Origin of the sequence: Comamonas sp. (assembly GCF_036643215.1) — a bacterium.
In the GTDB taxonomy this organism is placed as follows: Bacteria; Pseudomonadota; Gammaproteobacteria; order Burkholderiales; family Burkholderiaceae_C; genus Comamonas.
Genome location: NZ_JAVXSJ010000004.1, coordinates 153772 through 180260 on the forward strand (window position 1 = coordinate 153772; position 26489 = coordinate 180260).

The following is a 26489-nucleotide window of genomic DNA, read 5'->3' on the forward strand; positions in this document are numbered from 1 at the left end:
GGAGGGATGTGAGTGCTTTTTTTCTGCCCACTGGCAGACTTCATCAAGAAAAACCTACAGTCAGCGTCAAACTGTTACAAAAATGAAACCCATCAGGGCTGGAACTTCTGCAACAGTGTCTCTATCTGATAGACAAGTGCAATGAAGTTAAAAGGTCTGCATCCACCAATTTCCAGTTGCGAAGCCCTTGGGTCTGCCCATTGAGAATCCCCGGAGCGCTTCTCCTCCCTCCCTCTCTTAATTCGTTTCGGGATGCTTCGCAGCTTTTTTATTCCGCAGCAAAAAGGCCACTGACAAGTGGCCTTTTTCTTTGGGTGCGCTCAACGCTCAGTGGGGCACGGTATTCACAAAACTGGGCCGCGCTGCCAGCTTGGTCAGCAAGGTGTTCAGATTCGGGTGGTCAGTGCGCCAGTCCAGCTCAGGGAAGCGGAAATCCAGCCAGGCCAGAGCGCAGCAGACGCTGATATCGGCCAGCGTCAAATGCGTGCCACCGCAGCAAAACGGCTTTTCGCCCAATCCCTGAGACATGACCTTGAGCGCCGCCTTGACCTTGTCCATCTGGCGGTCCATCCAGGCCTGGCTGCGCTGCTCCTCGGTGCGACCGGGCCAGGTCGCCTCCAGCCGCATCAGAATGGCGGCGTCCAGCATGCCGTCGGCCAGCGCTTCCCAGGTCTTGACCTCGGCGCGCTCACGGCCTGAGCCCGGAATCAGCTTGCCCACGGGCGAGAGAGTGTCCAGATATTCGACGATGACGCGGGAGTCAAACATGGCCTCCGTGCCCTCCATCACCAGACGCGGCACCTTGCCCAGCGGGTTGCCGGTGCCGGGCGAGAGTTCCACCTCCCAGGGGTTCTCTTCGACAAATTGATAGTCGAGCTTCTTTTCAGCCAGCACAACGCGAGCTTTGCGCACATAGGGGCTGGTAGTGGAGCCGATCAGTTTCATAGCAGCTGTTCCATGGCACATAGGGTTCCGGCCGCTGGGCCGGGTGATGAGGTCGATTCTATGCGCAGCCCATGTGCCGCCGGGGCGACTCCAGCCTCTGTTACCAGCATCACAGTCATGGCAGCCGAGCAACCCAGCACCGCGTGCGACTGATGCCGCGCACCTACAATTGCGCCACCATGAACCTGTCCTCCCTCACCGCCATTTCTCCGCTGGACGGCCGCTACGCCGCCAAGCTGTCTGCACTGCGTCCCATCATGAGCGAATACGGCTATATGCACCGCCGTGTTCAGGTGGAGGTGACCTGGTTCATCGCCCTGTCGGATGCCGGCTTTGCCGAGTTCGCACCCCTGTCCGCCGAGTCGCGTGACTATCTGCACGCACTGGTTGCCAACTTCTCCGAAGCCGATGCCGATGCCATCAAGGCCATCGAAAAGACCACCAACCACGACGTGAAGGCCGTGGAGTACTGGATCAAGGCCAAGTTTGACGGCCGCGCAGAACTGCAAGCCGCTGCCGAATTCGTGCACTTTGCCTGCACCAGCGAAGACATCAACAACACCAGCCACGCCCTGCAAATCCGCGTCGGTCGTGACACCGTGCTGCTGCCCGCCGTCGAAGGCATCATCGCCAAGCTGCGCGATATGGCCCATTTGTACGCCGACGTGCCCATGCTGAGCCGCACCCACGGCCAAACCGCATCGCCCACCACCGTGGGCAAGGAAATCGCCAACGTGGTCGTGCGCCTGCAAAAGGCTGCCGCCAACATCGCTGGCGTGAAGATTCTGGGCAAGATGAACGGCGCCGTGGGCAACTACAACGCCCACCTGTCGGCCTGGCCCGAATTTGACTGGGAAAGCTTCAGCCAGAACGTGGTGGAAGCAGCCGAGCCCAAGGGCCTGGGCATCAACTTCCAGCCCTATTCCATCCAGATCGAGCCCCATGACTACATGGCCGAGCTGTTTGATGCCATGGCCCGCACCAACACCATCCTGATCGATCTGTCGCGCGACATCTGGGGCTATGTGTCCCTGGGCTTCTTCAAGCAGCGCCTGAAGGCTGGTGAAATCGGTTCTTCGACCATGCCGCACAAGGTCAACCCCATCGACTTCGAGAACTGCGAAGGCAATCTGGGCATGGCCAACGCCATGCTCAAGCACCTGGCAGAAAAGCTGCCGATCAGCCGCTGGCAGCGTGACCTGACCGACTCCACCGTGCTGCGCAACATCGGCGTGGCCTTCGGTTACACCACGCTGGCCTACGCCTCGCTGATGACCGGTCTGAACAAGCTGGAACTCAACGAAGAGCGCCTGCAGGACGACCTGAACCACGCCTGGGAAGTGCTGGCCGAGCCCATCCAGACCGTGATGCGCCGCTATGGCGTGCAAGGCGCTTACGAAAAGCTCAAGGAAGTGACCCGTGGCAAGACCGTGCAGGCCGAAGACCTGCACCGCCTGATCAACGGTCTGGAAATTCCTCAGGCCGACAAAGATCGCCTGCTGGCCATGACCCCTGCTTCCTACATCGGCAAGGCTGCCGAGCTAGCCAAGCGCGTCTAAGTCGCAAAAAAGATAGCTGCTAGCGCTTGATATAACAGCGCTTCAGCATTAAAGAGCTGCCAAAGCCAAGATTAACTGGCGCTGGCAGCTCTTGTTTTTGATAGTTTTAAAAGGACTGCCTGCGGGCAGCACTGCTCACCGCCATGGCCATCAAGTCCACCATTTTCAAAGTCAATCTGTCGATTGCCGACATTGACCACGGCTACTACGCCGACCACAACATGACGCTGGCACGCCACCCCAGCGAGACCGACGACCGCATGATGGTCCGCCTGGTCGCCCTGGCGCTCAACGCCTGGAAGCTACAAGACCTGTGCAACGGCGACGGCACGCTGGGCTTTGGCATTGGCCTGTCCGACCCGGACGATCCCGATGTGCACATCACCGACTACACCGGCCAGAAGCGCCTGTGGATCGAAGTGGGCCAGCCCGATGAAAAGCCCATCACCAAGGCCTGCAACAAGTCCGACCACATGCTGGTCTACCCGTTTAACCACGCCGCCCACATCTGGTGGAAAGGCCTGGAAGGCAAACTAGCTCGCCAGAGCAAGCTAGAAGTTCACTACATCGACTCCGAAATCGCCCAGCAACTAGGCTCTCTGGCCGAGCGCAGCATGCAGCTGCAAGCCACGATTCAGGAAGGCCAGCTAACGCTGTCCAGCAATCTGGGCACGGTGTTCGTCGAACCTGTTCGCTGGAAGTAACATCTAGCCACAAACAGCGCACTCCGCTAAGCTCTGCGGCTTCATCTGCCACAGGGAAAACCATGTCGGGCTTCTTCAGCTTTCTTGCTAGTTTGTTTTGGATAGCGCTCTTTGTTCTCATTGCACTGGCCTTTGTTGCGCTGAAGGCCTATAACCGCCTGCAGGCTCTGGGCCAGCGCCTGCGCGAAGCCTCTTCCAATACGGAAGTGGCCGTCAGCCGCAAACTCTCGCTGATCAACCAGCTGATTGACCTGGTCAAAAACTACCAGGACTTCGAGCAGTTCACCCACTTGAAAATCTCGGGCGACAACACCCAGGGACTGAGCCAGGCATGGTCTCAGGCGGGGCAGGTGCTCTCCAGCATCCAGGGTCTGGCCCAGCGGTTTCCAGAGTTGCGCACCAACGACCAATACAACAATCTCGCCGCCAGTATTCAGAGCAGCGAGCAAGCCATTCTCGATGCCCGCGAGCGCTATAACGCATCCGTGCGCGACTACAACACCGCTCGCGCCAGCGTTCCCACCGTGTTTGTCGCGGGCCTCATGGGCTTCAGCGAAGCGCCCTATCTGGAGTTCGACCACTCCGGCGTCGCCCAGGTCAACACACTGCGCGAATTCAAAACGGGTGATACCGAGCGCCTGCAGCAACTGCTGCAAGGTGCGGGCAACAAGCTGGCCGACAGCTCACGCGCACTGGCCGCTGGCACGGTACAGGCGGGACGCGTGCTGCAAGAGCGCCTCCAATCCGTGGCACAATCCACAGACCCAGCAGTGGAAGTGGGTGAGTCCATTACGGCCGCTGCCCCCATCCAGGTCCTGCAACAGACACCGCCACAGTTTTTCTATGTTCAATCCGGCGGGGTTCCCCAAGGCCCAGTAGATCAGGCCCAGCTTGAGCAACTGCTGACCGACGGCAGCCTTAACGCAGACAGCACACAGGTTGCACCCGCAGGCAGCCAGCAATGGCAGCCCGCGCAGGACTGGCTGGCCCGCACATCCAGCCCTCAGCCTCAATAAAAGCCAAGAACACGGCTATTGATACGCCGTTACGCCGCCTGGTTGCCCCTGCTGCATAGCCCGCCAACGCCCACCTCAGGTGGGCTGGGGCGTGTGATTCGCTTTAACGGGACTTTCGCTCGGCGGCGCGCTCGGCATAGCGGTTAAAACGCCATGAATCAGCTTCCAGAGTGATGCGTCGCCACACCACCCGCTTCTCGGCGGGCTCCATGGCCGTCCACAGTTGCACCTCATCAAAGCTGCGGCCGCAGCCCTTGCATTTTTCATCGCCCTGACTGGTGGAGCAGATGGCAATACAAGGCGTATCGGGCATGGTGTCAAACCAGACCAGCCAGGCCGCCATGGCATAGGTCGGAAAGCCTTCCACAGCCACCTCATGCTCGCGTGCATGAATCATCAGCGCATACACCTCGGCCAGCGCACGCACCTCTGGCGCCAGCAGCACGCCATCGGGTGATGGGGCGCGACCTCGCCAGTAGTTGATGGCAGCTTCGATGTCAGTAATGTGAATGGCAGTCATGGAGGGAAAACGCTTGGACGCAGGAATCATAAGCCGCTGCCCCATGGCTTGCCCCGGCAAGGTTGCTCCTGTTGCGATAGCAAGTAAGTGGCCTGCAGCAATGGCTGCGAAAGCCCTTCAATTTATAAAACCTGTGAACTACCTGGGTTTTGAGGCTTGCCTTCACCTGCGTGCTGTGTTGAAATCCCATGCTTCGAAGGGGAGTAGCTCAGTCAGAACCGCAATAGGGTGCTGACAGCGAACTGGTCGTCAATACGAAGCTTCACGCTTCCGGCCATTCGGATTGCAGTCATGCTGCAGTTGAGCAAGACCTTTGATGGACCCGTGACGGTCGATCAAAGTGACTCCCCGAGCCAGGTTTTTCCTCGCCCGGATAGCTCCTTGACTTACGTCGCAACGGTCAATTGGCAGCGGTGGCAAGTGGGGGCGTTCACTCCACACTAGCTCCGATACATTGGACAACGAGGAAAACAACACATGGACTTGGACTTTCTAACCCACACGCCCTTCTGGATCGCGCTGGGCCAGATCATCATCATCGACATCTTGCTGGGCGGCGATAACGCAGTCGTTATCGCTCTGGCCTGCCGCAAGCTGCCTCCCGAACAACGCCGCAAGGGCATCATCTACGGCACCGCAGGTGCCATCGTGCTGCGAATCATCCTGATCGCCTTTGCCATGGTGCTGCTGGCCCTGCCGTTCTTGAAGGTTGTGGGTGCCATCCTGCTGATCTGGATCGGCATCAAGCTGATTGCTCCTGATGACGAAGGTCACGACAACATCGAAGGCAGCGACCGTCTGTTTGCCGCCATCAAGACCATCATCGTTGCCGACCTGGTCATGTCCGTTGACAACGTGATCGCCATTGCTGGCGCCGCACAAAGCTCGGGCGAACACCAGATGCTGCTGATCGTTCTGGGTCTGCTGATCTCGGTGCCAATCATCGTCTGGGGCTCGCAGCTGGTTATCACGCTGATGGAGCGCTTCCCCATGATCATCGTGGCCGGCGGCATGCTGCTGGGCTGGATTGCTGGCGGCATGTTTGTGACCGACCCTGTCTTCGTGAACACTGAAAAGTGGCTGTGGATGCCCAAGCTGGGCACGACTGACGCACAAGGCCTGGCTGATATCTCCAGAACCTTGTACTGGTCCGCTCACATCGGCGGCGCTCTGCTGGTGCTGGCTCTGGGCAAGTTCATTGCCAGCCGCCGCCCAGCACCTGCTGCTCACTAATTCAGCTAATGCCTGAAAATTCGTGAAGCTCTGCGGAACTGTCTGCATCTTCACGAATCACAAACTTATCAAGTCGGCATCTCTCTCTGCAGATATGCCGCATCTTTCAACCTTCGTTCCAGTTAGGACGCACTTTGAACCCCATCATTGTTTACGTGGATGACGCCACATACGCCCAGCCAATGCTCGAGGCGCTTGCGGGGTCTAGCCAGGCGGCTTCCTCTCACTGGTTGCTGGTGGCCTGTGCTCCGCGCATGACCCATCGAGTGAGCAAGTGGGTCAGCCACCGCGCCCGCGAAAACTGGCGTGGCAAATGGGCAGACAAGCTGTTTACAGCCCTGATGCCCGTGATGGCCACTGCCGGTGGCAAAGTCACTCCTGTGCTGGCCAAGGGCCCGCTGACTGAGCTGGTTGCCGAGCTGCAACAGGAACACGGCGCCGCACAAATCATCGATGCACGCCGCCCCAAGCAAGAAGTGATGCAAGCCGCTCCAGTCAAGCAAGGCGCACAAGCTGGCGCCACAGGCAACCGCTGGAATCTGCCTGGCACCATGGCAGCCATTGCCGCCATGATGGGCTTTGTCATCGACGATTCGCTCTCGATTTAAGAGCGCCAACCGCTCTATATATAAGCCTTGCGTGGCAAAAGCCTCGCAAGGCTTTTTTCATGCCGTTTCAGGGCACGCGCAGGTTGCGGAAACAGCCTGCTGCTATGCTGGTCAGCATGAAAATCCTCGTCAAATGGCTTCTTTGTGCTGCAGCGCTGCTCGGGCTCACCTATGTCTACAGTGGCGTGCAGGTGCAGAGCTTTGGCTCAGCCATGATTGCTGCGCTGGTCATCGGCCTGCTCAACACCATCATTCGCCCCATTCTGGTCATCCTGACCCTGCCAGTGACCATCATCACCGTGGGCCTGTTCCTGCTGGTGGTCAACGGCCTGATGTTCTGGATGGCCTCAGGCATGCTGGGCGGCTTTCACGTCACCAGCTTCTGGGCGGCCATGCTGGGCGCGCTGATCTACTCGGGGCTGGGCCTACTTATTGATCGCCTTGTCGCTCAGTTGTTCTCTGAGTAATTCATTCACGGCACGCAGACGTGTGTCGATGATGGACGCGTCAAAGTAATCGGCCTTGGCCCCTGCCTTGCGGGCCAGATCCTGCGCCGCCTTGAAGCGATCCACCGCTGCTGCGTAGTCGTAATGCGCCACCTGCGCCTCGGCCTCTGCGCGCAACGCACGCAGCTCCTGCCCCTGACTGCGCCACACGCGGGCCAGCATCTGCCATGCACCGCCATCACGCGGATGATCTGTCACCCAGGTCTGAAGCGGGCTGGCAATGGTGCCAGCCTGATTGAGCTTGAGCAGAATATCCGCCTTGAGCAGCAGTTCAGGCCTGCGCGGGGCCACACTTTCGACCACATCAATGGTCGCCAGACTCGGCCCCGACAGATTGCCGCTGGCTGCAACTTTGGGAGCCGCTTGAGGTGCTCTGCTGGACTGCAAAGGCAAGGCGGCCAGCGCAGCCTGCGCATTGTCGGCTTTGAACTCCAGCTCGGCATTCAGCCACTTGGCCTGAATATTCGCCTGCGCATTGCCCGCTGTCGCCGTCAGCAGGCGCTGCACCATCTCGCGTGCAATGGCCCAGTCGCGCAAATACATGGCGCTGAGCGTGGCGGCATACAACTGCGTAACCTGCTCCGCCTGCGGCAATCCCGCAAAGCTGCCAGAGCGCGGCAGAGTGGCCCACTGCCGACGCACCTCTGCACCGGGATTAGAAATCACGCGAGCCCGCGCGGCCATCATCACGTGCTCCAGAGTGGGTGCGGGTTCAGTAGCCCGCTTGCCGGGTGAAATGCGTGAATCCATGTCCGCAATACGCTGCGTCGTCAGCGGGTGGCTGCGCAGATAAGGCCAGCTGCCGTTGTCATTCAGTCGGCTGGCCTGCTGCAGCTTGCCAAACATGCTCACAAAACCCTGGGGCGCAAAGCCAGCGGGCGACATCAGGCTGTAGCCCATGCGGTCCGCCTCGCTTTCCATGGCACGTGAGAAATTCAGCTGGTTTTGCATCATGGCGGCCGGCCCGCCCATCATGATGGCCATGGCCGCATCTGGGCTGCGCGTGGCCGCCAGAGCGCCCAGCAACATGGAAGCCAGCATCAGCGGCGTCTGCTTGCCCTGCTGCGCCATCATGCGGGCAATATGGCGCTGAGTAATGTGGCTGGTTTCGTGCGCGATGACCGATGCCAGCTCATCCCCGCTACTCACCACGCCAATCAGGCCCAGATAAACGCCCATATAACCACCGGGCAGCGCAAAGGCGTTGACCTGCCTATCCTTGCCCAGCAGCAGCGTCCAGGCAAAGCGCTCCTCCAGCTCTGGCGACAGCTCGCCATTCTTGCGCGCAGAATCCTGCAAATGCAGCCAGATGCCCTCCACATACTCCTGCAGCACCGGGTCGTCCAGATAGTCCGGGTCCCGGTACAACTCCTTGACGATGGAATCGCCCAACCGACGCTCATCACCCGTGGTCAGCGACGACGCGCCATCGCCCAGCGTCGGCAAACCTGCGGCCTGCGCCGAGGACATCACAGGCACAGCGCACTGAACAGCTATCAAAATAGAAGCTGCAAGCGCTTTAAACACATGGGATTTAGGCAATTTTTGCATCAAAGTTGGCATGGCAATCACGACATTGCCAGCATTCAGGGTTCTGAACTGCCGGCCGTTCAACACCCCACTATGATGCCCTGATTGATTCGCACCGCCGCATGACGGCCTGTTACAGCCGGGTAAAGCCCGCATGCCGTGGTGTGCGCCCCCAGATATTTGAGCTGCCCCTTGCGAGCAGCCCTCACAGGAAAGTCCACATGTCCTCTCTCACCCACTTCGATGCCCAAGGCCAGGCCCATATGGTCGACGTAGGCGCCAAGCCCGCCACCCACCGCGTGGCTGTGGCCGAAGGCCGCATCACCATGAAGCCCGAGACGCTGGCCATTGTGCAAAACGGCACCGCCAAAAAAGGAGACGTGCTGGGCATCGCCCGCATCGCCGCCATCATGGCCGCCAAAAAGACCAGTGACCTTATCCCCCTGTGCCACCCTCTGGCCCTGACCCGCGTGGCCGTGGAGTTTGCGCTGGAGCCCGAATCCAGCTCCATCCGCTGTACCGCTACCGTTGAGCTGACAGGCCAGACCGGCGTAGAGATGGAAGCCCTGACCGCCGTGCAGATCGGCCTATTGACTATTTACGATATGTGCAAGGCTGTGGACACGGGGATGGTGATGGGGGGGATTCGGGTGCTAGAGAAGCATGGGGGGAAGTCTGGGAGTTGGACGGTTTGAAGCTTGCAGCATGCTGAGCAATTTTGATAGCTTCTTACGTTTTCTAGGATTGTGCTAGCGGCTGATTTGACTTGAATTTCCGATGGAGATTGGCGCTGTTGCATAAATCCGGTCGAGGTTAGATTCCCCTGACCCCAGACGCAGCTATGCCACAGTGACCGTTTGCGGGCAGCCGGCGCTGTTGCATAACTCCAGTTTGAGGCGAACCACCCCAACCCCAGCCGTGGCTATGCCACGGCCACCGTCTGAGGGCGGCCCAGTTCAGTAAATCGATTCAGTATGGCTGCCCGGATATGCAGCTCATTCACTTGGCGTTCAAAGGTTCAGGACATCACACGCTCGCCCAGGCGCTTGATGCAGTTCACCTTGGTTTCCACCAAACTTCTGCGGTGGTAGCCGCTCCAGACTTTCCATATCTTTCGCCCAAACCGCCTGCATGCAGCTATTGCCGCGTTGCGATGCACAAAGGCAGAGCCTTTGCGCATTCGAGCATTCTTGCGTGGCGGAATAATCGGGATCGCACCACGGCGAATCACAGCCTCATGGACCGGCTGCGTGTCGTAGGCCCCATCACCTGCCATGCTCTTGAGCACCTCATCTGCAGGTAGCTGTGCAAGTAAATCAGGGATCACTGATGCATCGCTCACATTGTTGGACGTCACAGCGATCGCCCGAATCTGTAAGGTCTGGGCATCTATGCCAATGTGCAGTTTGCGCCATTGACGACGGTGCTCAGATCCATGCTTTTTGCATTTCCACTCACCTTCCCCCAAGAACTTGATGCCTGTGGAGTCCACCAGCAAGTGCAGCCCCGCTTGGCTGCGTGTGTAGGGCACTTGAACATTCAGATCGAGTTGCCGTCGGCACAGGGTACTGAAGTCAGGCACCGACCATGCAAGCCCACTCAGTTGCAGCATCGATTGCACCAATCCCGTGGTTTGCCTGAGCGCTAGGCCAAACAGGTTCTTGAGCGTCAAACAAAATTGGATGGCTGCATCCGAGAACTTCGGGCTACGCCCGCGTTTGCCGCTGGCTGCGGCAAACCAAGCCATGCGCTTATCCAGCCAAACCGTCAACGAACCACGGGCTCTAAGGGCTGCGTTGTATTGTTTCCAGTTGGTCGTGCGGTAGCGTGGATTACGTGGCTGACTCATGCAGCTAGCCTACCGCTTGCGCAGCGTCGATTTGTGCAACAACGCCCCTGTAGTGCAACAACGTCCAAGAACGTTCGCAATCATCCCGCACCAGCAATTATTAAAAAATCACCTCAATAATTCGGAAATTCCACATCTATTAATTCTTTATATTTCGACTGAAGAATAATCCAATTCTCACGTGCTTCTGCACAGCGTAAATTTCCGTGAATATGACAAATTTTGTTTAATGTATCTTTGGCAGCTGATGAGTCCCCATTAATTCCAGATGCTAATGCATAGCGAAAAAGAACAGGTGGATAACCAAATCTTTCGGATACCTCTTTTATATTTTTTAATTGATTTTCAGTCATTTCCGGAGTGGCTTCTGTATGAATAAATTTCAAAAATGCATCCAACTGAGTAAGAACATTTAAATTTGGTATAGCTTGACTTACTCCATCCACCCCCAATCTTGCAGATTCCACTCGTAAAGTTCTGTAACTCTCTTCTGATTTAAGATAATCTTTAGCTGTTATTAAGAATGCAATGCTTAAAAAAATTGGAAGAAACAAAAAAATCCGACAATTAATTTTCAATGAAGCACCTTTACCGTCTGGCGACAATCCATCAGCTATACCCATAATAATACCAGCTGGAATCAAAAAATAAGCATACTCCAAAGGATACTCAAGCATTCCATGTACAAATATTCCACATAGAGAAATTAACATCCATATGACGCCTGGGTTTTTGCAGATCCAAATATGCTTTAAAAACCACGAAATCAAAATTAGAACGAGTCCTCCCCCAACAAGAACTCCATTCCACAAAATAAAATCAAGAAATAAATTATGAGAATGCTCGAAAAACTCTCCCGCAACAGGATAATCTAATGCCACTCGCTGCTGCGCCATACCAATTTGATTCCAACCATAGCCCCATAATGGCTCACGGCTAATAGCATCCAGCATTGACCACCAGTACGACAAGCGTGATCCTGGTTTTACTTGCTCCTCAAGCGATCTCCCTGTTGATAGAAACAATGCATCGCATAGGTTAGGCCATACTATGGTAAGCAATAAAAAACCAACTCCAATTACCGATAGCTGAAAACGGCTTATTTTCAAGGCTACCTTACCTCGCACCCCCCACCCAAAAACAACCAGTAAAGTTATCTGCAACCAGCCTGTACGCGACTGTGTCATCACCATTCCAAAAATTAAAAAAATGATTCCTATCCAAAAAAAAACTCCTTTGACTACATTTTTTTGATGCATCCAAAAAAGACTACACAAACCAACAAAACACAATGTACAAAGATTATTTGGCTGAGCCAAGTTTGCATATGGCCTTCCGCCAAATGGCATTTCTACGCCATAAATTCCAAGGCTATAAACACCCGTCCATTGCACCAACGCAACACCAACAGAAAATATTGCAGAAATTATCCAAGTTGATAGTACGTAATCAATTACTTCACTTTTATTAAATATAGGATATGCAATATAATTTCCCACAAAAACCGCAGATAGCCATATAAATATATAAAAAGCACTCATCCAAGCGTCACCGAAATACACAATTTTCCCAAACAAAAATTGAGCAACGATCATGAAAAAGCACAAAATAAAAAAAACAATTAATTTCAACGAGATATAAAAATCATGATTCCTATTTACACTAATTCCAAACAAAGCAAATAAAATTCCAAAAATTGCTACCCCATCACCCCAAGCAGATGTCCATGGATAATAATGATTCGGAATAAGCCACCCAAGTGCAGTTACCCCTATAAAATATATCATTTGTAAAATCTCAATAAAAAAAGCGTGCAAAGCACGCTTTTTTTATTATTTAAAAATTAGAACGATGTCTTGCATGATCCTGGCAGGAATTTAAGCAAGCCAGTGTTAGCCTTCAAAGTACCGCATGCCCATTGATTTACTTGAGTGGGCATATCTGAAGGAGCCAACGCTGTACCTGCCGCATTACGTGGCTCAAGTACTACAGCTACAGCATCGATATTGGAATCACCAAAACCTTGGGGAAGGACGCTAACGCGTCCATTGGTATCAGTGGAAACAGACGCGACATATTTGCTGGTGGAAGAGGCGCTTTCACAACCCCAACCATTAGCGGCCGGAGCGTTCGAAGCCGAACCACTTTGAAAAACTTCAGTGATGTTCGTGCGGCAACCTGATGCAGCCAGAATCACTTCAGCCATTTTTGCTTTCTTTGTGTAGTCCTGATAAGCAGGCAGAGCCACGGCAGCCAGAATACCGATAATCGCCACAACGATCATCAGTTCGATCAGGGTAAAACCCTTTTGAATAGAGCGCTTCATGAAAAACTCCTAGGTTGGTGAAGTACTTTTAATTAAGCAATCACCGTGCCAACTTTTACGCTAGTTGCAAGCAACCAAAATTTGACACGTTTGGCTACATTCAACGAAAACCGGGGAACATTTTTGGCGCCTCTGACCGCAAAGATGACAAATTTGTCAGCCCAAATGTCAGAGATTTTCACTCCACGACAAAGCGCATAGAGCTGCCTGCCAAGTCCACCGTATCGCCATTGAGCAGCGGCACAGAGAGCGGGCCCACCACTTGCCCATTGAGCTTGAGGTCTTCGCTGGCGCCTTCAAGCTGGGTCAGCACAAAGCCGTGGGGCTTCTGGGTGATGGAGGCGATGGCTACGCCAGGTTTGCCCAGCGTGGTGACAACCTTGAAGAGTGGAACTTCTTTGCCTTGCAAGCTGCCACTGAGCATGCGAATCACGGCATGGCGCTCTGGCAGTGCGGAGAGAGAGCCCTGAATGGTGGAGGCGAAGCTTGAAATCTCACCAAAGCCTGAGGGCGTGGCCAGTTTGGCGTAGTCGCTATCAGCTTCTTCAGAAATATGAGCCAGTACTTTCTTGATGGCCGCAGCAGCGGGTACATCTGGGTCGGCAATCACAGTGTCAAGAAAGCGAATTTTGTAGCGGCCGATGTCCAGCAGGTCGCCATTGAGCAATGGCTGCTTCTGGATGGCCCGGCCATTGACATAAGTGCCATTGGTGCTGCGCAGGTCTTCGATGCTGACTTTGCCGTCAGCGAGAATGATCACGGCATGCTCGCCGCTGACGGCCAGATTTTCGATCACGATGTCGTTGTAGGGACGACGACCCAAGGTCGTGCGCTCCTTAGTGAGCTGCACTTCCTTGATAACAGCACCATCGATTGAGATGACCAAAGTTGGCATGCTCGAAGCTCCTGAGGAAACGCCAAGTTCTACTTGGCTGCACTGGCTGGGACCGTTCACACTGTACGTGCGATTGCGCACAAAGTCACCAATCGTAACGCTGGTGAAACGCTATCGCATGTCACATCTTATTGCACGAATTAGATGGGATCGGGGGTTCTGATTGATTTTCTCAACGGGGCTTCTGTAAGCAGAAAACGTGCCGGTTTTCCTGCCATGCATTGACAGCTTCAAGCAGTTAGATACAACAAGGCCCGCGTTCTTACGAATAGCGGGCCTTGTTTGTCAGTGATTCAGCCAGTGCTGAAGCAGCTTAAAACGGGATATCGTCATCCATGTCGTCAAAACCCGACGCTGCGCGCTGAGGAGGGGGGGCCATGGGGGCGGGCGCTGGGCGCTGTTGCATGGGTGCCGGAGCGGGGCGTTGCTGCTGCATGGGTGCAGGGGCAGGTGCCGCGCGGCGGGGAGCTTCGTAGCTGCTTTCGCCATAGCCGTCGTCATTGCCGTAGCCGCCTTGACCTTGTGGCTGGCCACCGCCCTGGCGGCTGCTCAGCATCTGCATGGTGTCAGCGCGGATTTCTGTGGCGTAGCGTTCCTGGCCGGTGGCTTGGTCGGTCCACTTGCGGGTACGCAGGCTGCCTTCTACATAGACTTGGCTGCCCTTGCGCAGGTATTGACCGGCGATTTCAGCCAGGCGGCCGTTGAAGGTCACACGGTGCCATTCTGTGGCTTCGCGGTTTTCGCCGGTGTTCTTGTCGCGCCAGCGGTCTGTCGTGGCGATGGTGACGTTGGCCACTTGGTCGCCGCTGGGAAAGCTGCGCATTTCAGGGTCGCGGCCCAGATTACCGACGATGATGACTTTATTGACGGATGCCATAAATTTGCCTTTTCAAAAAGTGGCTCGGGCGATTGATGATGAGTCCCGAGCCAATGGAGTGCGCATTTTGCCCCAAGCGGAGTATGCCGAGCACGGGATTACCCTATGCCCGTCACGCCTGTCAGCCATGGCGGCCCACGGGGCGCAGCGGAAGGCTGACCACCAGCCACAGCAGCGTGAGCACGGCAGTCATGACAAACAGCCCCGGTACACCCGCCCATTTGGCCACGGCACCGCCAATGGCGCCGCCAGCAAACAAGCCCAGCGACTGCAGCGTGTTGTAAGCCCCCAGAGCTGCACCACGCAGCGGCGCAGGCGCCATGCGCGACACCAGGCTGGGCTGGGTCGCCTCCAATGCGTTAAAGCCGCAGAAGAACAGGAACATCAGCAGCGCCATGCACCAGATGGTGGGTATGGTGCCACTGGCGGCCAGCATGCCCAGCCCAATCTGCACCAGCAGCACCAGACCGATGGCACCCAACAAAGCCTTGCGCAGCTTGCCCTTGCGCTCCATGGAGAACAGCATGCCCATGGCCACAAAAGACAGCAGCACCGCTGGCAGATAGATATGCCAGTGCTGCTCCTTGACCAACCCGGACTGCACAAGCATGGTGGGCACGGCCACCCACATGGACATCTGCACGGTGTGCAGGATGAACACGCCAAAGTTCAGGCGCAGCAGGTCACGGTGGGCTAGCAAGTCGCTGAACTTGCGCTTGGGCGCATTGGCATGCTGTTCAGGCTCGGGCGGCACCACCCACAGCACCACAGCAACTCCAGCCATGGCCAGTGCGCAAGTCAGGCCAAAAATGCCCGACAGCCCAATCCATGCATTCAGCAGCGGGGCCAGCACCAGCGCCAGCGCAAACATCAGCCCGATGCTGCCGCCCACCATGGCCATGGCCTTGGTGCGCACGCCATCGCGGGTCAGGTCAGCCAGCAGCGCAGTCACTGCAGCGGACACGGCACCTGCGCCCTGAATGGCGCGACCGGCCATCAGCCCGGTGAGCGAATCGGCCATGGCGGCCATCAAGCTGCCCGCGGCAAACACCAGCAGACCGGCCACGATGACGCGCTTGCGGCCAAAGCGGTCTGACGCCAGGCCGATGGGCAGCTGAAACAGGGCCTGCGTCAGCCCATACAGGCCCATGGCCAAGCCGATCATGGCCGGGTCATCGCCGCCGGGGTATTTACGCGCTTCCAGCATGAAGACGGGCAGAACCAGAAACAGACCCAGCATGCGCAACGCAAAGATCAGCGCCAGCGCGCCGCTTGAGCGACGCTCCAGAGAAGTCATGGTGGTAGAGGATTTTTCCGCGCCCTGCGTGCCCGCACTAGGGGATGTATTGATTTTTTTCACGCTCAAATTTTGCCAAGAGTCGGAGTCTTATGCCCACGTTAACTAAATCACTGCTGAGCAAAAGAGAAGAAATAGAACTGTAGATTGTCCGTGAACCTGAATCCTCTAGTCACGAGCAGGCTCGTCTGACTATCATGGAGAGTTTTCCCCGCCTGGAGCGCCCGTGTCCCTGAAGCCTGATTCGTCCCCTGCTCACAAGACCGTCGAAACCGACGACAGCCTGTACCTGGGCCGCTCGCTCGCGCAGACACGTATCGCCATTCGCGGCGCACGCACGCACAACCTCAAGAACATTGACCTCGACATCCCCCGCAACCAGCTGGTGGTGATTACGGGTCTGTCGGGTTCGGGCAAGTCTAGTCTGGCCTTTGACACCTTGTATGCAGAAGGCCAGCGTCGCTATGTGGAAAGCCTCTCGGCCTATGCGCGCCAGTTTCTGGGCCGGCTTGATAAGCCCGATGTCGATCTGATCGAAGGCCTGTCGCCCGCCATCTCCATCGAGCAAAAGGCCACCAGCCACAACCCGCGCTCCACCGTGGGCACGGTCACCGAGATCAACGACTACCTGCGCCTGCTGTTTGCCCGCGCCGGCACGCCGTTTTGCCCCGACCACAACCTGCCGCTGCAATCCCAGACCATCAGCCAGATGGTGGACAGCGTGCTGCAGCTGCCCGAAGACACCAAGCTCATGATCCTCGGCCCGCTGGCGCGCGAGAAGAAGGGCGAATTTGCAGAGCTGTTTGTGCAGCTGCAGGCACAGGGCTATGTGCGCTTTCGCGTGGATGGGCAGATTTACGACGCCCAGTCTCTGCCCAAGCTGGAAAAGAACGAGCGCCACAACATCGACGTGGTGATTGACCGCGTCAAAGTCCGCGAAGACATCAAGCAGCGCCTGGCCGAAAGCTTTGAAGCCGCCCTGCGCGCTGGCGGCAACGACGCCGGTGGCCGCGTTCTGGCGGTGGAGATGGACAACGGCAAAGAGCATTTGTTCAGCGCCAAGTTCGCCTGCCCCTTATGCGACTACTCCCTGCCCGAGCTGGAGCCACGCCTGTTCTCCTTCAACTCGCCCATGGGCGCCTGTCAGGCCTGTGATGGCCTGGGCAACAGCGAAGACTTTGACCCAGACCGCGTCGTGCCCTTCCCTACGCTGAGTCTGGCCAGCGGTGCCATCAAAGGCTGGGACAAGCGCAACAACTACTACTTTTCCATGCTGGAAAGCGTGGCCAAGCACTACGGCGTGAGCACCGAAACACCATTTGACGAGCTGCCCGAGAACGTGCGCCACGTCATCCTCTGGGGTTCGGGCGACGAAGCCATGGCCTTCAACTATGTTTTTGAGAGCGGCGAACGCAAAGGCCAGGCCTTTATCAAGAGTCACCCCTTCGAAGGCATCATCCCCAACATCAAGCGCCGCTTTCGCGAAACCGAATCCACCGTGGTGCGCGACGATCTGGCCAAGATGCGCACCATCCGCAAATGCCCAGCCTGCGAAGGCACACGCCTGCGCCGCGAGGCGCGCTTTGTGCGCGTGGGCGAAGGCGATCAGGCCCGCGCCATCTATGAAGTCAGCCACGCCACGCTGGCCGATGGCCTGCACTGGTTCAAGCACCTGAGCATGGCCGGCGCCAAGGCCGAGATTGCCGACAAGATCGTGCGCGAGATTGCCTCGCGTCTGCTATTCCTCAACGACGTGGGCCTGTCCTACCTGAGCCTTGACCGCAGCGCCGACACGCTCTCGGGCGGCGAGGCCCAGCGCATTCGTCTGGCATCGCAAATCGGCTCCGGCCTGACGGGCGTGATGTATGTGCTGGACGAGCCCTCCATCGGCCTGCACCAGCGCGACAACGACAAGCTGATCTCCACGCTGGAGCATCTGCGCGACATCGGCAACAGCGTGATCGTGGTCGAGCACGACGAAGACATGATGCGCGCCGCCGACCAGATCATTGACATGGGCCCCGGCGCGGGCGTGCACGGTGGCCGCATCATGGCGCAGGGCACGTATGACGACATCAAGGCCAACCCCGAATCGCCCACCGGCCGCTACCTGAACGGCACGCAAAGCATTCCCGTGCCCAAGCACCGCACGCCCTGGCTGCCCGTGGTCAGCAAGACCGCTGATGGGGAAGAGGCCAAGAGCACATCGCAGTTCCCCACCACGGCAGCGCACAAGCGTGCCCGCAAAGATGCGGCAGTCGGCGACCTGCAAGCCCTGCGCGTAGAAGGCGCACGCGGCCACAACCTGAAGAGCGTAACGGTGGACTTCCCCGTGGGCCTGCTGACTTGCGTGACCGGCGTCTCGGGCTCGGGCAAGTCCACGCTGGTCAACGACACGCTGTATGCCGAAGTCGCCCGCCAGGTGCACCGCGCAGGCACCGAGCCCGCAGCGCATGACGACATCATCGGCATTGATTACTTCGACAAGGTCATCAACGTCGACCAGTCCCCTATTGGCCGCACACCGCGCAGCAACCCCGCTACCTACACCGGCCTGTTCACACCGATTCGTGAGCTGATGACCGAAACCACCACCGCCAAAGAGCGTGGTTATGGCCCTGGGCGCTTCTCTTTCAACGTCTCTGGCGGTCGCTGCGAAGCCTGTCAGGGCGACGGCGTGGTGAAGGTAGAAATGCACTTTCTGCCCGATGTCTACGTGCCCTGCGACATCTGCCACGGCAAGCGTTACAACCGCGAAACGCTGGAAGTGCTCTGGAAAGGCAAGAACATCTCGCAGATTCTGGAGATGACCGTAGAAGACGCGCACGCCTTCTTCAAAGACGTGCCCAGCATCGCCCGCAAGCTGCAAACGCTGCTGGATGTGGGCCTGTCCTATATCCGTCTGGGTCAGAGCGCGACCACGCTGTCGGGCGGCGAGGCCCAGCGCGTCAAGCTGGCGCAAGAGCTGAGCAAGCGCGACACGGGCCGCACGCTCTACATCCTTGATGAGCCCACCACCGGCCTGCACTTTGCCGACATTGCTCTCCTTTTGAAGGTGCTGCACCAGCTGCGTGATGCGGGTAACACCATCGTCGTCATCGAGCACAACCTAGACGTCATCAAGACCGCAGACTGGCTGATCGACATGGGCCCCGAAGGCGGCTCGGGCGGCGGCAAGGTCGTGGCCGTGGGCACGCCTGAAGAGGTGGCGGCCAACCCCGCCAGCGTGACGGGGCGCTATCTCAAGCCCTATCTCAAGAAACGCTGATTTGAATGAAAAAGGCTGCTAGCGCTTATACATCAAGCGCTAGCAGCTATCAAATTTAAGTCAAGCCTCTAGGGCTGCAGACGAATCAGCTTGCCGTCCGGGCCATCCGTCAGCAAGTAAACAAGCCCATCTGCGCCCTGGCGTACATCCCGAATGCGGTCACCCGTCTGGGCGTAGAGCTTGTGCTCGGCCAGCACCTTGCCGTCCTTGATCTCCAGCCGCGCAAGGTGGCGCCCCTTGAGCGCGCCAATCAGCAGATTGCCCTTCCAGGCCGCGCCATAGCGCTCGCCGCTTACAAAGGCCATGCCAGACGGTGCAATGCTGGGCTCCCAGTAATGCAGGGGCTGCTCCAGCCCCGCCTTCTGCGTGCTTTCGCCAATCTTGCCGCCGCCGTATTCCTCGCCATAGGTAATCACCGGCCAGCCGTAGTTTTTTCCGGGCTGCGGCAGGTTGATCTCATCGCCGCCCTGCGGGCCATGCTCATGCAGCCACAGCTTGCCGTCAGGCGCGATGCTCAGGCCCTGGCTATTGCGGTGGCCATTGCTGTAGATCTCTGGCAACGCGTCTTTGCGAGCCGCATACGGGTTATCTGCAGGCACGCTGCCGTCCTTGGCGATGCGGATGAGCTTGCCGTGGTGGTTGTCCAGCGTCTGCGCATCATTGCGGCGCGAATAGCGGTCACCCAGACTCAGGAACAGCGTGCCGTCACGCGCCTCGGCAATGCGGCAGCCAAAGTGGGCGCTGCTTTTGACCTTGGGGCGCTGACTGAACAGCACTTTCACGTCTTCCAGACTGCGCTCATCACGGGCAATGCGGGCCGTACCCAGCGCCGTGCTGTTCGTGCCCTTTTCGCTGCCGGGCTCGGCATAGCAAAAGTAGATGCGGCGGTTGCTGGCGAACTGGCTGTCCGCCACCACATCCAGCAAACCGCCCTGCCCGCCAAAGTCTACGGGTGGCACGCCGCTCAACTCAGACTGCTTTTGCCCCTTGCCATCCAGCAGCCAGAGCTTGCCTGCGCGCTCGCTCAGCACAAAGCGCTGGTCGGGCAGTGGGGCAATGGCCCAGCCATTGGCAATACCCGTCGCCAGCACCTCCTGCCGGGGAGCCGTGCCTTGCGCACCGGCGGCCAGCGCCAACAGGCCAGAGCCCATCAGCGCTGCCAGCCTCAGACGGCGAAATGGTGAGCATGTCATCACAAGCGGCCCTTCCATGGTGTTTTGCAGACAGTACCATGCAGGTCATGGATACCGCCAACCGCTCTCCCCTCGCTAGCCTCGCTCGCGCCCCTGATGCTGTCTGGGATTTCGTCATCGTCGGTGCAGGCATGGCCGGCACATCTACCGCCTGGCAACTGGCTCAGTCGGGCGGCGATGCCCCTCCTTCCGTGCTGGTGCTGGAGCGTGAATCACAGCCCGGTTATCACACCACCGGCCGCTCCGCCGCGCTGTTTGAAGAGCATTACGGCCCCGCGCAAGTGCAGGCCCTGACCCGCGCCAGCCGCGCCTTCTACGATGCACCGCCCACTGGCTTTGCCGACGCCCCCATCCTCTCGCCACGCGGCGTGCTCTACGTGGGCACAGCCGAGCAAAAACCACTGGTCGATGCCGCCTATGCCGAAGCCGCCATCCACTCCCCCAGCGCCCAGCGCCTGAACGCCGAGCAGCTCAAGGCGCTGGTGCCCGTGCTGAACACCGAAGTGCTGGTAGACGGTTTTCTGGATGACGGCGCGCGCGACATTGACGTGCACGGCCTGCACCAGGGCTACATCCGTGGCCTGCGCCAGCGCGGCGGCGAGCTGTGGTGCAACGCTGAAGTGCAAGGCATCACCCGCGCCAACGGTCTCTGGCACATCACCCTGCCGCAAGGCCGCAGCATTCAGGCCAAAACCCTCATCAACGCCGCTGGCGCATGGGCCGATGTGCTGGCCGCCATGGCCGGTGCAGCGCCCATAGGCATCGTGCCCAAGCGCCGCAGCGCCTTCACCTTCCCCGCCCCCGAAGGCATGGACGCCACGCACTGGCCCGCCATCATCAGCGCCGATGAAAACTGGTACATCAAGCCGGATGCTGGCCAGCTGCTGGGCTCGCCCGCCAATGCCGACCCCGTAGCCCCACACGATGTGGTGCCCGAGGAGCTGGACATAGCCACCGGCATTTATCACATCGAAGAAGCCACGACGCTGCAAATTCGCCGCCCATCGCACACCTGGGCCGGGCTGCGCTCGTTCGTCGCAGATGGCGAGCTGGTGATTGGCTGGGATGCATCGCCCACACCTGTCGCAGGATTCTTCTGGGTTGCCGGGCAGGGCGGCTACGGCATCCAGAGCGCTGCAGGCTACAGCTTGCTGGCGCGCAACCTGTTGCTAGGCGAGGCGGTGGATTCTTTGCTGGTGGGGCAAAAAGTGGATGCGATAGCTGTGTCGCCTGCGCGTTGCCAACAAAGCTGATCTTTATTGCTTGCAGCGCTTGTGTATCAAGCGCTAACTGCTATCAAAAAAGCGGCCTGTGCCCAAAGGCACAAGCCGCTTAAAAATTCAGCACGACCCGAAGCCGGGCCTGCCCAGATCAGTTCTCAATCTTCGCAAACTGAACAATCTTCGAGTACTTGGCAATCTCCGCATTGATGTACTTGCCCGCATCCACCTTGGGATCGGCTACCACGTTGCCGGTCTCTTCCATCTTCTTGCGGAACTCGGGCGAAGCCATCACCTCATCCAGCGCCGTCTTCAGCTTGGCAGCGATGGGAGCAGGCAGGCCCTTGGGCGCCATCATGGCGAACCAGCTGTTGATGTCTACATTCTTGAACTGGGGCAGTTCAGACAGCGCAGGAATATCGGGCGTGATGGCCGAGCGCTTGGCTTCGGTCGTACCCAGAGCCACCACCTTGCCAGCCTTGATCTGGGGCAGGCCGGAGGACAGCACAAACATGCCGAATTCGATGTTGTTGCCCACCAGATCGGTGGTCAGCGGAGCCACGCCCTTGTAAGGCACATGCGTCATCTGCAGCTTGCCCTGCTCCTTGATCAGCTCGCCAGCCAGGTGCAGCGCAGTGCCCACGCCGGAGCTGCCGTAGCTGAACTTTTCGGGGTTCTTGGCGACCAGGCTCACAAACTCGGCCGCGTTCTTCACGCCAGCCTTGTGCGATGCGACCAGCACCATGGGCTGGGAGCCGACCAGGCCGATGGGGGTAAAGTCACCAATGTTGTACTTCACCGCCTTGTTGATGAGCTTGGCGATAGCCAGTTCGTTATTGGCGCCCACCATGATGGTGTAGCCGTCCGCAGGGGCCTTGGCCACTTTTTGCGCACCGATAACACCACCAGCACCGCCCAGGTTTTCGACCACCACAGGCTGGCCCAGCTTCTTGCTCAGGCCGTCGGCCACCAGACGGCCCACCAGATCGGTGCTGCCGCCAGCGGGGTAGCCCACGACCATGGTGATGGCCTTGGATGGATAGTTGTCAGCGGCAAAAGCGGGGGCTGCAACGGCAGCGGCCATCAGCAGGCCTGCGGCCACAACGGTGCGGCGGAGTGTATTGGTGTTTTGCATGAAGTTATTCCAATTCTGTATGGGGTCGATTGTGCGAATACAGGGAAAGACTTTCTGTGCCGATGCAGCACATCCCCGTGCCATTTCAGCACAATTGCGTATTTTTTAATCGTTTTGGGGTGACAAGCGCCATCCGACGGTGACCGCCGCTATTGTTTTTCAGTGGGCAAGACCTGTTCTTGGCCTTGCCCAAAGTAATCGCTCAGTTACTGCCGGGTGATATCGGCCCAGAACTGCTCTGCCGCGGCACTCAATCGCCGCTTGGGTCGGTACAGACGTATGTCGAAATGCACATTCAGGCTGCTGTCGCCTGCCAGCGCCAAAAGGCCGGCCTGACAGTCACGCTGCACCATGGACCAGGGCATCCACGCCACACCCAGCCCCTTGAGCACGTACTCGTAATTGGCGTCGGCCGAGTCACAGTCAATGCAGCGGCGCAGCCTTGCCAGCACCGGGTTGCGGGCCAGGTGGTCTTCCACAAGCCGCCCCAGCGCCATGTTGTGCGAAAAAGCCAGATACGGCACGGAGCTAGCCCCCGGCTGCAGCGCCTGCGCCAGTGAGAACAGCGGTTTGCCCTGCGCATCGGTCCGCGCCACGGGCACCAGCTTGTCGTGCATCACGGTCAGGTGGCTGAACTGGCGGCCATCCAGTCGCACAGCAATGGCAGCGTGGTGATAGAGCAGCGCAAAGCTGACCTCGCCGCGCTGGAGCATGTGCACGGTTTCATCCAGCGTACGGGTCACGATGCATATCTGCGCGGTATTGAGCACGGCGCTGTAACGCGCCAGCCAGTCGGCCACGATGGTGCGGGCCAGCGTACGGCCAGTGGCCAGTGTCATCACATGGGCCTGCCGCCCGGCTACGGCCTGCAACTCGTCATGGGACTGGGCCAGCGTGCGCACCATTTGCTCGGCAGTGTCTCGAAAAGCCTCGCCTGCGGGCGTAAGCCGCACCGGGCCGCCGCCCGATTCAATCAGCGGCGTGCCCGCCCAGGCCTCCAGCGCGCGAATGCGGCGACCAAAGGCGGGGTGGGTGACATGGCGCAGCTCTGCCGCACGGGTAAAGCTGCGCTCCTGGGCCAGGAGCAGAAAGTCTTCCAGCCATTTGCTTTGCATGGCCAGAACCCTATCCTGGCTTAGCTGCGTGCTGCAGCCTGCAGCGTGGCGCGGGTGGCAATCGCGGCTTCGCGCGCTGCCTTGGCAAAGTCATCGCCCTGACCCGCATAAAGAATGGCGCGCGAGGAGTTGATGATGATGGGGCCGCCGCCAATGCGGGCCGCCTTGACGGTAGCCACGGCATCGCCGCCCTGTGCGCCCACACCGGGAATCAACAAGGGCATCGTGGGAGCCACGGCGCGCACGCGCTCGATCTCGTTGGGGCGGGTTGCGCCCACCACCAGACCCAGCTGGCCATTGGTGTTCCACGGGCCCTGGGCCAGCTTGGCCACATGCTCAAACATGGCGGGGTTACCGGGCACATCGGCCAGGTGCTGCGCCTGCAGATCGTCACCGCCGGGGTTGGAGGTGCGGCACAGCAGGAAGGCGCCCTTGCCTTCGTACTTGAGGTAAGGCGTGATGGAGTCAAAGCCCATGAAGGGTGACAGGGTCACGGCATCGGCACCGTAGCGCTCGAAGGCTTCCTTGGCGTACTGCTCGGCGGTGGAACCGATGTCGCCACGCTTGGCATCCAGAATCACGGGCACATGGGGTGCCACGCGGCGCATGTGTTCCATCAGCTTTTCCAGCTGATCTTCGGCGCGGTGAGCGGCAAAGTAGGCAATCTGGGGCTTGAAGCTATTCACCAGATCGTGAGTGGCATCGACGATGGCTGCACAGAAGTCGTAAATCTTGGACGCATCGCCCTTCATTGCGCCAGGAAAGCGGCTGGGTTCAGGGTCCAGACCCACGCACAGCATGGAGTCATTGCGCGTGGACGCGTCGCGCAGCATGTCGAGAAAATTCATAAAGGGAGATTTTAATTGCTCGCCTCTTCCAAGCCCCGCTACAGGTCTTGCGCCAAGGGGCAAAGCCGGCACGCCCTAACCAAGAGCCAGCGAGCAAGCACAGCAGCGCACCGACGGTGTCGTCCCCATTCCGCGAAGCGAGTGAGGGGGAAGCGGCGCAGCCGCTCAGGGGGAGAAGATCATTCCGGGGGAGATAATCCAGCCCATGCCTTCGTTCACGCCCAAACAGCTCATTCTTCTTGTTCTTCTCACCATCGTCTGGGGCCTGAACTGGCCCGTGATGAAACTGGGCGTGCAGCACTTCCCCCCGCTGTCGTTCCGCATGGTCAGCATGTGGATCGGCCTGCCGATTCTGGCCATCTTTGTCGCCAGCAAAGGCCTGCCGCTGACCATTCCGCGCAGCTACTGGGGACAGCTGGCCAAGCTCACCCTCTTCAACATGGTGCTCTGGCACTGCCTGATCATCATCGCCATCCCCACGCTCTCCAGCGGCCGCGCGGCGATTCTTGGCTACACCATGCCCATCTTCTCGGCCGTCTTCGGCAGCCTGTTCTTCAAGGACAAACTCGGCCCCCGCGCCTGGGCGGGCGTGGGCGCTGCTTTTTTAGGCGTTTTGCTGCTGCTGTGGCATGAAGTGGGCGCTTTAGGCAGCAAGCCCCTGGGCGTGATGCTGATGCTGATTGCCGCCGCTGGCTGGGCCTGGGGCACGCAACTGCTGCGCCGTACCGAAGCGCCCGTGCCGCTGATGACGCTATCGCTGTGGATGGTGGCCATCACCACCGTGGTGCTGACCGTACTGGCCTTTACCTTTGAGCGAAAACAGTGGCACGCACCCGACCAGAGCGCGATGGCTGCTATCGCCTTCAATGGCGTCCTGGTGCTGGGCTTTGCCCAGGCCGTCTGGTTTTACCTGGCCCGCAGCCTGCCGCCCGTGGCCTCCACGCTGAGCGTGATGATGATCCCGGTGCTGGGCGTCTTTGTCGGTGCCTGGTGGCTGGGCGAAGTGCTGCACTGGCAGGACTGGACGGCCGTGTGCCTGATGGTGGTTGCGATTGCTTCTGTGCTGTGGCCTAGCAAGAAGGCTTGAGGTCTTTTTGGGCTCTAGCGCTTATGAGTTAAGCGCTAGAAGCTATTGTTTTTAATTGTTCTTCGTCGCAAGCGACAGGGGCCGGGATTTCGCCCCGGCGGGCGACTCACTTTCTGGCGTACCCGAAAGTAAGCAAAGAACACGGCCCCTACTGCCCACGACCCCTTCGCTGCGCTGCGGGGCAACCTGCGCCGTCAACCTCTTGAGGCAGTGCGGCAAAACTCACTGCGCGCCTTTGGCGCTTCGTTCAAACAGGTTGCCGCAAGTCAGATCACGAAGCGTCTGCACTCTGCGGTGCAGACGCCAGCCCCAAGAGGCCGCCGTCGCAGGCATGGTCACAAGGGGCAGTACCGGGTACGGGATAGCTTCTTTGAAAAACTAATAGCAGCTACCGCAATCATTAATTGGGTTTGAAGCCAATTTCGTCACAAGTCTTGCAGGCCGTCCGATCCCGCCCGTCTGGCTGCGCCTGTGGCACGCGGTTCAGGCTGCGGGCATTGGCACCGAAGAGTGCCAATGCTTCGTGCTCTAACTTGCGGCAACGTGTTTGAGCGGCGCGCGCAGCGCAAAGCGAGTTTTGCAGCATCGCAGACTGAATTGCGTGACGCAGGTTTGCCCGGAGCGAAGCGTAGGGACGCAGACAATCGGGTCGCCTTTTCTTTGGGTACTTGTCTTTTGGCGAAGCAAAAGAAAGTACCTCGCCTGCCGGGGCGAGACCCGGCCTCTGCCCTGAAATCAAGCAAGCCTCAGAAATCGAC

The 26489-nt window shown here is 58.5% G+C and carries 22 protein-coding genes and 1 pseudogene; 10 read left to right on the top strand and 13 right to left on the bottom strand.

All coding sequences use genetic code 11. From position 1 onward, the window contains the following. Positions 1-327 precede the first annotated feature (327 nt). Positions 328-945, bottom strand: a complete 618-nt coding sequence (locus RSF91_RS05025) for a glutathione S-transferase family protein (RefSeq protein WP_099739426.1) — start codon at positions 943-945, stop codon at positions 328-330. Positions 946-1124: 179 nt separating this feature from the next. On the opposite strand from RSF91_RS05025, the gene purB reads away from it, so the two are divergent. From purB to RSF91_RS05040, 3 genes are all read left to right on the top strand, one after another. Then, positions 1125-2504 carry an adenylosuccinate lyase gene (gene purB, locus RSF91_RS05030; protein ID WP_332567383.1) on the top strand — a complete coding sequence of 460 codons (1380 nt, stop codon included), beginning with the start codon at positions 1125-1127 and terminating at the stop codon, positions 2502-2504. A 143-nt stretch (positions 2505-2647) separates the two neighbouring features. Continuing rightward, positions 2648-3208, top strand: coding sequence for a YaeQ family protein (locus tag RSF91_RS05035; RefSeq protein WP_332567384.1), 561 nt, complete (start codon positions 2648-2650; stop codon positions 3206-3208). A gap of 62 nt (positions 3209-3270) precedes the next feature. Further along, positions 3271-4224, top strand: a complete 954-nt coding sequence (locus RSF91_RS05040) for a LemA family protein (protein ID WP_332567385.1) — start codon at positions 3271-3273, stop codon at positions 4222-4224. 103 nt (positions 4225-4327) lie between these two features. Here RSF91_RS05040 and RSF91_RS05045 read toward each other — a convergent pair whose 3' ends face one another. After that, a complete protein-coding gene (locus RSF91_RS05045; RefSeq protein ID WP_332567386.1) occupies positions 4328-4744 on the bottom strand; it encodes a DUF3717 domain-containing protein in 417 nt (138 codons plus the stop codon). A gap of 477 nt (positions 4745-5221) precedes the next feature. On the opposite strand from RSF91_RS05045, the gene RSF91_RS05050 reads away from it, so the two are divergent. The 3 genes from RSF91_RS05050 to RSF91_RS05060 all read left to right on the top strand — a co-directional run bounded on the left by RSF91_RS05050 (position 5222) and on the right by RSF91_RS05060 (position 7052). Continuing rightward, positions 5222-5977 (top strand): TerC family protein, encoded by a 756-nt coding sequence (locus RSF91_RS05050; RefSeq protein WP_332567387.1) that lies wholly within the window; start codon positions 5222-5224, stop codon positions 5975-5977. A gap of 134 nt (positions 5978-6111) precedes the next feature. Then, the gene (locus RSF91_RS05055) at positions 6112-6585 is read left to right on the top strand and encodes a hypothetical protein (RefSeq protein ID WP_332567388.1); all 474 of its coding nucleotides are present in this window, start codon (positions 6112-6114) and stop codon (positions 6583-6585) included. 116 nt (positions 6586-6701) lie between these two features. Next, positions 6702-7052 (top strand): phage holin family protein, encoded by a 351-nt coding sequence (locus RSF91_RS05060; protein WP_099740057.1) that lies wholly within the window; start codon positions 6702-6704, stop codon positions 7050-7052. Here RSF91_RS05060 and RSF91_RS05065 read toward each other — a convergent pair. After that, on the bottom strand, positions 7011-8642 hold the full coding sequence (locus RSF91_RS05065) for a M48 family metalloprotease (protein WP_442878805.1): 1632 nt from the start codon (positions 8640-8642) through the stop codon (positions 7011-7013). The genes RSF91_RS05060 and RSF91_RS05065 overlap by 42 nt on opposite strands. Before the next feature lie 200 nt (positions 8643-8842). Here RSF91_RS05065 and moaC point away from each other — a divergent pair, with 200 nt between their 5' ends. Then, positions 8843-9316 (top strand): cyclic pyranopterin monophosphate synthase MoaC, encoded by a 474-nt coding sequence (gene moaC, locus RSF91_RS05070; RefSeq protein WP_332567390.1) that lies wholly within the window; start codon positions 8843-8845, stop codon positions 9314-9316. A 227-nt stretch (positions 9317-9543) separates the two neighbouring features. Here moaC and RSF91_RS05075 read toward each other — a convergent pair. From RSF91_RS05075 to RSF91_RS05100, 6 genes and pseudogenes are all read right to left on the bottom strand, one after another. Continuing rightward, positions 9544-10470, bottom strand: a pseudogene (locus RSF91_RS05075) (IS5 family transposase). A gap of 113 nt (positions 10471-10583) precedes the next feature. Further along, positions 10584-12287, bottom strand: a complete 1704-nt coding sequence (locus RSF91_RS05080) for a PglL family O-oligosaccharyltransferase (protein WP_332567391.1) — start codon at positions 12285-12287, stop codon at positions 10584-10586. 26 nt (positions 12288-12313) lie between these two features. Beyond that, entirely contained in the window at positions 12314-12796 is a 483-nt protein-coding gene (locus RSF91_RS05085; RefSeq protein ID WP_332567392.1) for a pilin, read from the bottom strand. A gap of 178 nt (positions 12797-12974) precedes the next feature. After that, complete coding sequence (locus RSF91_RS05090) at positions 12975-13691, bottom strand: FHA domain-containing protein (protein ID WP_332567393.1); 717 nt, start codon at positions 13689-13691, stop codon at positions 12975-12977. Positions 13692-14004: 313 nt separating this feature from the next. After that, on the bottom strand, positions 14005-14568 hold the full coding sequence (gene ssb / locus RSF91_RS05095; RefSeq protein ID WP_332567394.1) for a single-stranded DNA-binding protein: 564 nt from the start codon (positions 14566-14568) through the stop codon (positions 14005-14007). Between the two features lie 121 nt (positions 14569-14689). Beyond that, positions 14690-15865, bottom strand: coding sequence for an MFS transporter (locus RSF91_RS05100; protein WP_332567431.1), 1176 nt, complete (start codon positions 15863-15865; stop codon positions 14690-14692). Between the two features lie 226 nt (positions 15866-16091). Here RSF91_RS05100 and uvrA point away from each other — a divergent pair, with 226 nt between their 5' ends. Then, a complete protein-coding gene (gene uvrA / locus RSF91_RS05105) occupies positions 16092-19133 on the top strand; it encodes an excinuclease ABC subunit UvrA (RefSeq protein WP_332567395.1) in 3042 nt (1013 codons plus the stop codon). A gap of 68 nt (positions 19134-19201) precedes the next feature. On the opposite strand, the gene RSF91_RS05110 is transcribed toward uvrA, so the two are convergent. After that, positions 19202-20284 carry a PQQ-dependent sugar dehydrogenase gene (locus RSF91_RS05110; RefSeq protein WP_332567432.1) on the bottom strand — a complete coding sequence of 361 codons (1083 nt, stop codon included), beginning with the start codon at positions 20282-20284 and terminating at the stop codon, positions 19202-19204. An 89-nt stretch (positions 20285-20373) separates the two neighbouring features. Between RSF91_RS05110 and RSF91_RS05115 the strand changes: the two genes are divergently transcribed. After that, the gene (locus RSF91_RS05115) at positions 20374-21579 is read left to right on the top strand and encodes an NAD(P)/FAD-dependent oxidoreductase (RefSeq protein ID WP_332567396.1); all 1206 of its coding nucleotides are present in this window, start codon (positions 20374-20376) and stop codon (positions 21577-21579) included. Positions 21580-21697: 118 nt separating this feature from the next. Here RSF91_RS05115 and RSF91_RS05120 read toward each other — a convergent pair whose 3' ends face one another. The 3 genes from RSF91_RS05120 to pyrF form a co-directional block, all read right to left on the bottom strand. Continuing rightward, the gene (locus RSF91_RS05120) at positions 21698-22681 is read right to left on the bottom strand and encodes a Bug family tripartite tricarboxylate transporter substrate binding protein (RefSeq protein WP_332567397.1); all 984 of its coding nucleotides are present in this window, start codon (positions 22679-22681) and stop codon (positions 21698-21700) included. 206 nt (positions 22682-22887) lie between these two features. After that, the gene (locus RSF91_RS05125; RefSeq protein ID WP_332567398.1) at positions 22888-23796 is read right to left on the bottom strand and encodes a LysR substrate-binding domain-containing protein; all 909 of its coding nucleotides are present in this window, start codon (positions 23794-23796) and stop codon (positions 22888-22890) included. Between the two features lie 20 nt (positions 23797-23816). Then, complete coding sequence (gene pyrF / locus RSF91_RS05130; protein ID WP_332567399.1) at positions 23817-24644, bottom strand: orotidine-5'-phosphate decarboxylase; 828 nt, start codon at positions 24642-24644, stop codon at positions 23817-23819. A gap of 205 nt (positions 24645-24849) precedes the next feature. Between pyrF and RSF91_RS05135 the strand changes: the two genes are divergently transcribed. After that, positions 24850-25731, top strand: coding sequence for a DMT family transporter (locus RSF91_RS05135; RefSeq protein ID WP_332567400.1), 882 nt, complete (start codon positions 24850-24852; stop codon positions 25729-25731). Positions 25732-26489 lie beyond the last annotated feature (758 nt).

Coding starts and splice junctions, on each gene's coding strand:
- RSF91_RS05025 (WP_099739426.1), bottom strand. CDS start 945: ATGAAACTGATCGGCTCCACTACCAGCCCCTATGTGCGCAAAGCTCGC.
- RSF91_RS05040 (WP_332567385.1), top strand. CDS start 3,271: ATGTCGGGCTTCTTCAGCTTTCTTGCTAGTTTGTTTTGGATAGCGCTC.
- RSF91_RS05115 (WP_332567396.1), top strand. CDS start 20,374: ATGGATACCGCCAACCGCTCTCCCCTCGCTAGCCTCGCTCGCGCCCCT.
- RSF91_RS05120 (WP_332567397.1), bottom strand. CDS start 22,681: ATGCAAAACACCAATACACTCCGCCGCACCGTTGTGGCCGCAGGCCTG.
- ssb (WP_332567394.1), bottom strand. CDS start 14,568: ATGGCATCCGTCAATAAAGTCATCATCGTCGGTAATCTGGGCCGCGAC.
- RSF91_RS05100 (WP_332567431.1), bottom strand. CDS start 15,865: ATGACTTCTCTGGAGCGTCGCTCAAGCGGCGCGCTGGCGCTGATCTTT.
- purB (WP_332567383.1), top strand. CDS start 1,125: ATGAACCTGTCCTCCCTCACCGCCATTTCTCCGCTGGACGGCCGCTAC.
- RSF91_RS05135 (WP_332567400.1), top strand. CDS start 24,850: ATGCCTTCGTTCACGCCCAAACAGCTCATTCTTCTTGTTCTTCTCACC.
- RSF91_RS05125 (WP_332567398.1), bottom strand. CDS start 23,796: ATGCAAAGCAAATGGCTGGAAGACTTTCTGCTCCTGGCCCAGGAGCGC.
- RSF91_RS05050 (WP_332567387.1), top strand. CDS start 5,222: ATGGACTTGGACTTTCTAACCCACACGCCCTTCTGGATCGCGCTGGGC.
- RSF91_RS05065 (WP_442878805.1), bottom strand. CDS start 8,642: ATGCAAAAATTGCCTAAATCCCATGTGTTTAAAGCGCTTGCAGCTTCT.
- pyrF (WP_332567399.1), bottom strand. CDS start 24,644: ATGAATTTTCTCGACATGCTGCGCGACGCGTCCACGCGCAATGACTCC.
- RSF91_RS05035 (WP_332567384.1), top strand. CDS start 2,648: ATGGCCATCAAGTCCACCATTTTCAAAGTCAATCTGTCGATTGCCGAC.
- RSF91_RS05085 (WP_332567392.1), bottom strand. CDS start 12,796: ATGAAGCGCTCTATTCAAAAGGGTTTTACCCTGATCGAACTGATGATC.
- RSF91_RS05090 (WP_332567393.1), bottom strand. CDS start 13,691: ATGCCAACTTTGGTCATCTCAATCGATGGTGCTGTTATCAAGGAAGTG.
- RSF91_RS05110 (WP_332567432.1), bottom strand. CDS start 20,284: ATGGGCTCTGGCCTGTTGGCGCTGGCCGCCGGTGCGCAAGGCACGGCT.
- RSF91_RS05060 (WP_099740057.1), top strand. CDS start 6,702: ATGAAAATCCTCGTCAAATGGCTTCTTTGTGCTGCAGCGCTGCTCGGG.
- RSF91_RS05045 (WP_332567386.1), bottom strand. CDS start 4,744: ATGACTGCCATTCACATTACTGACATCGAAGCTGCCATCAACTACTGG.
- moaC (WP_332567390.1), top strand. CDS start 8,843: ATGTCCTCTCTCACCCACTTCGATGCCCAAGGCCAGGCCCATATGGTC.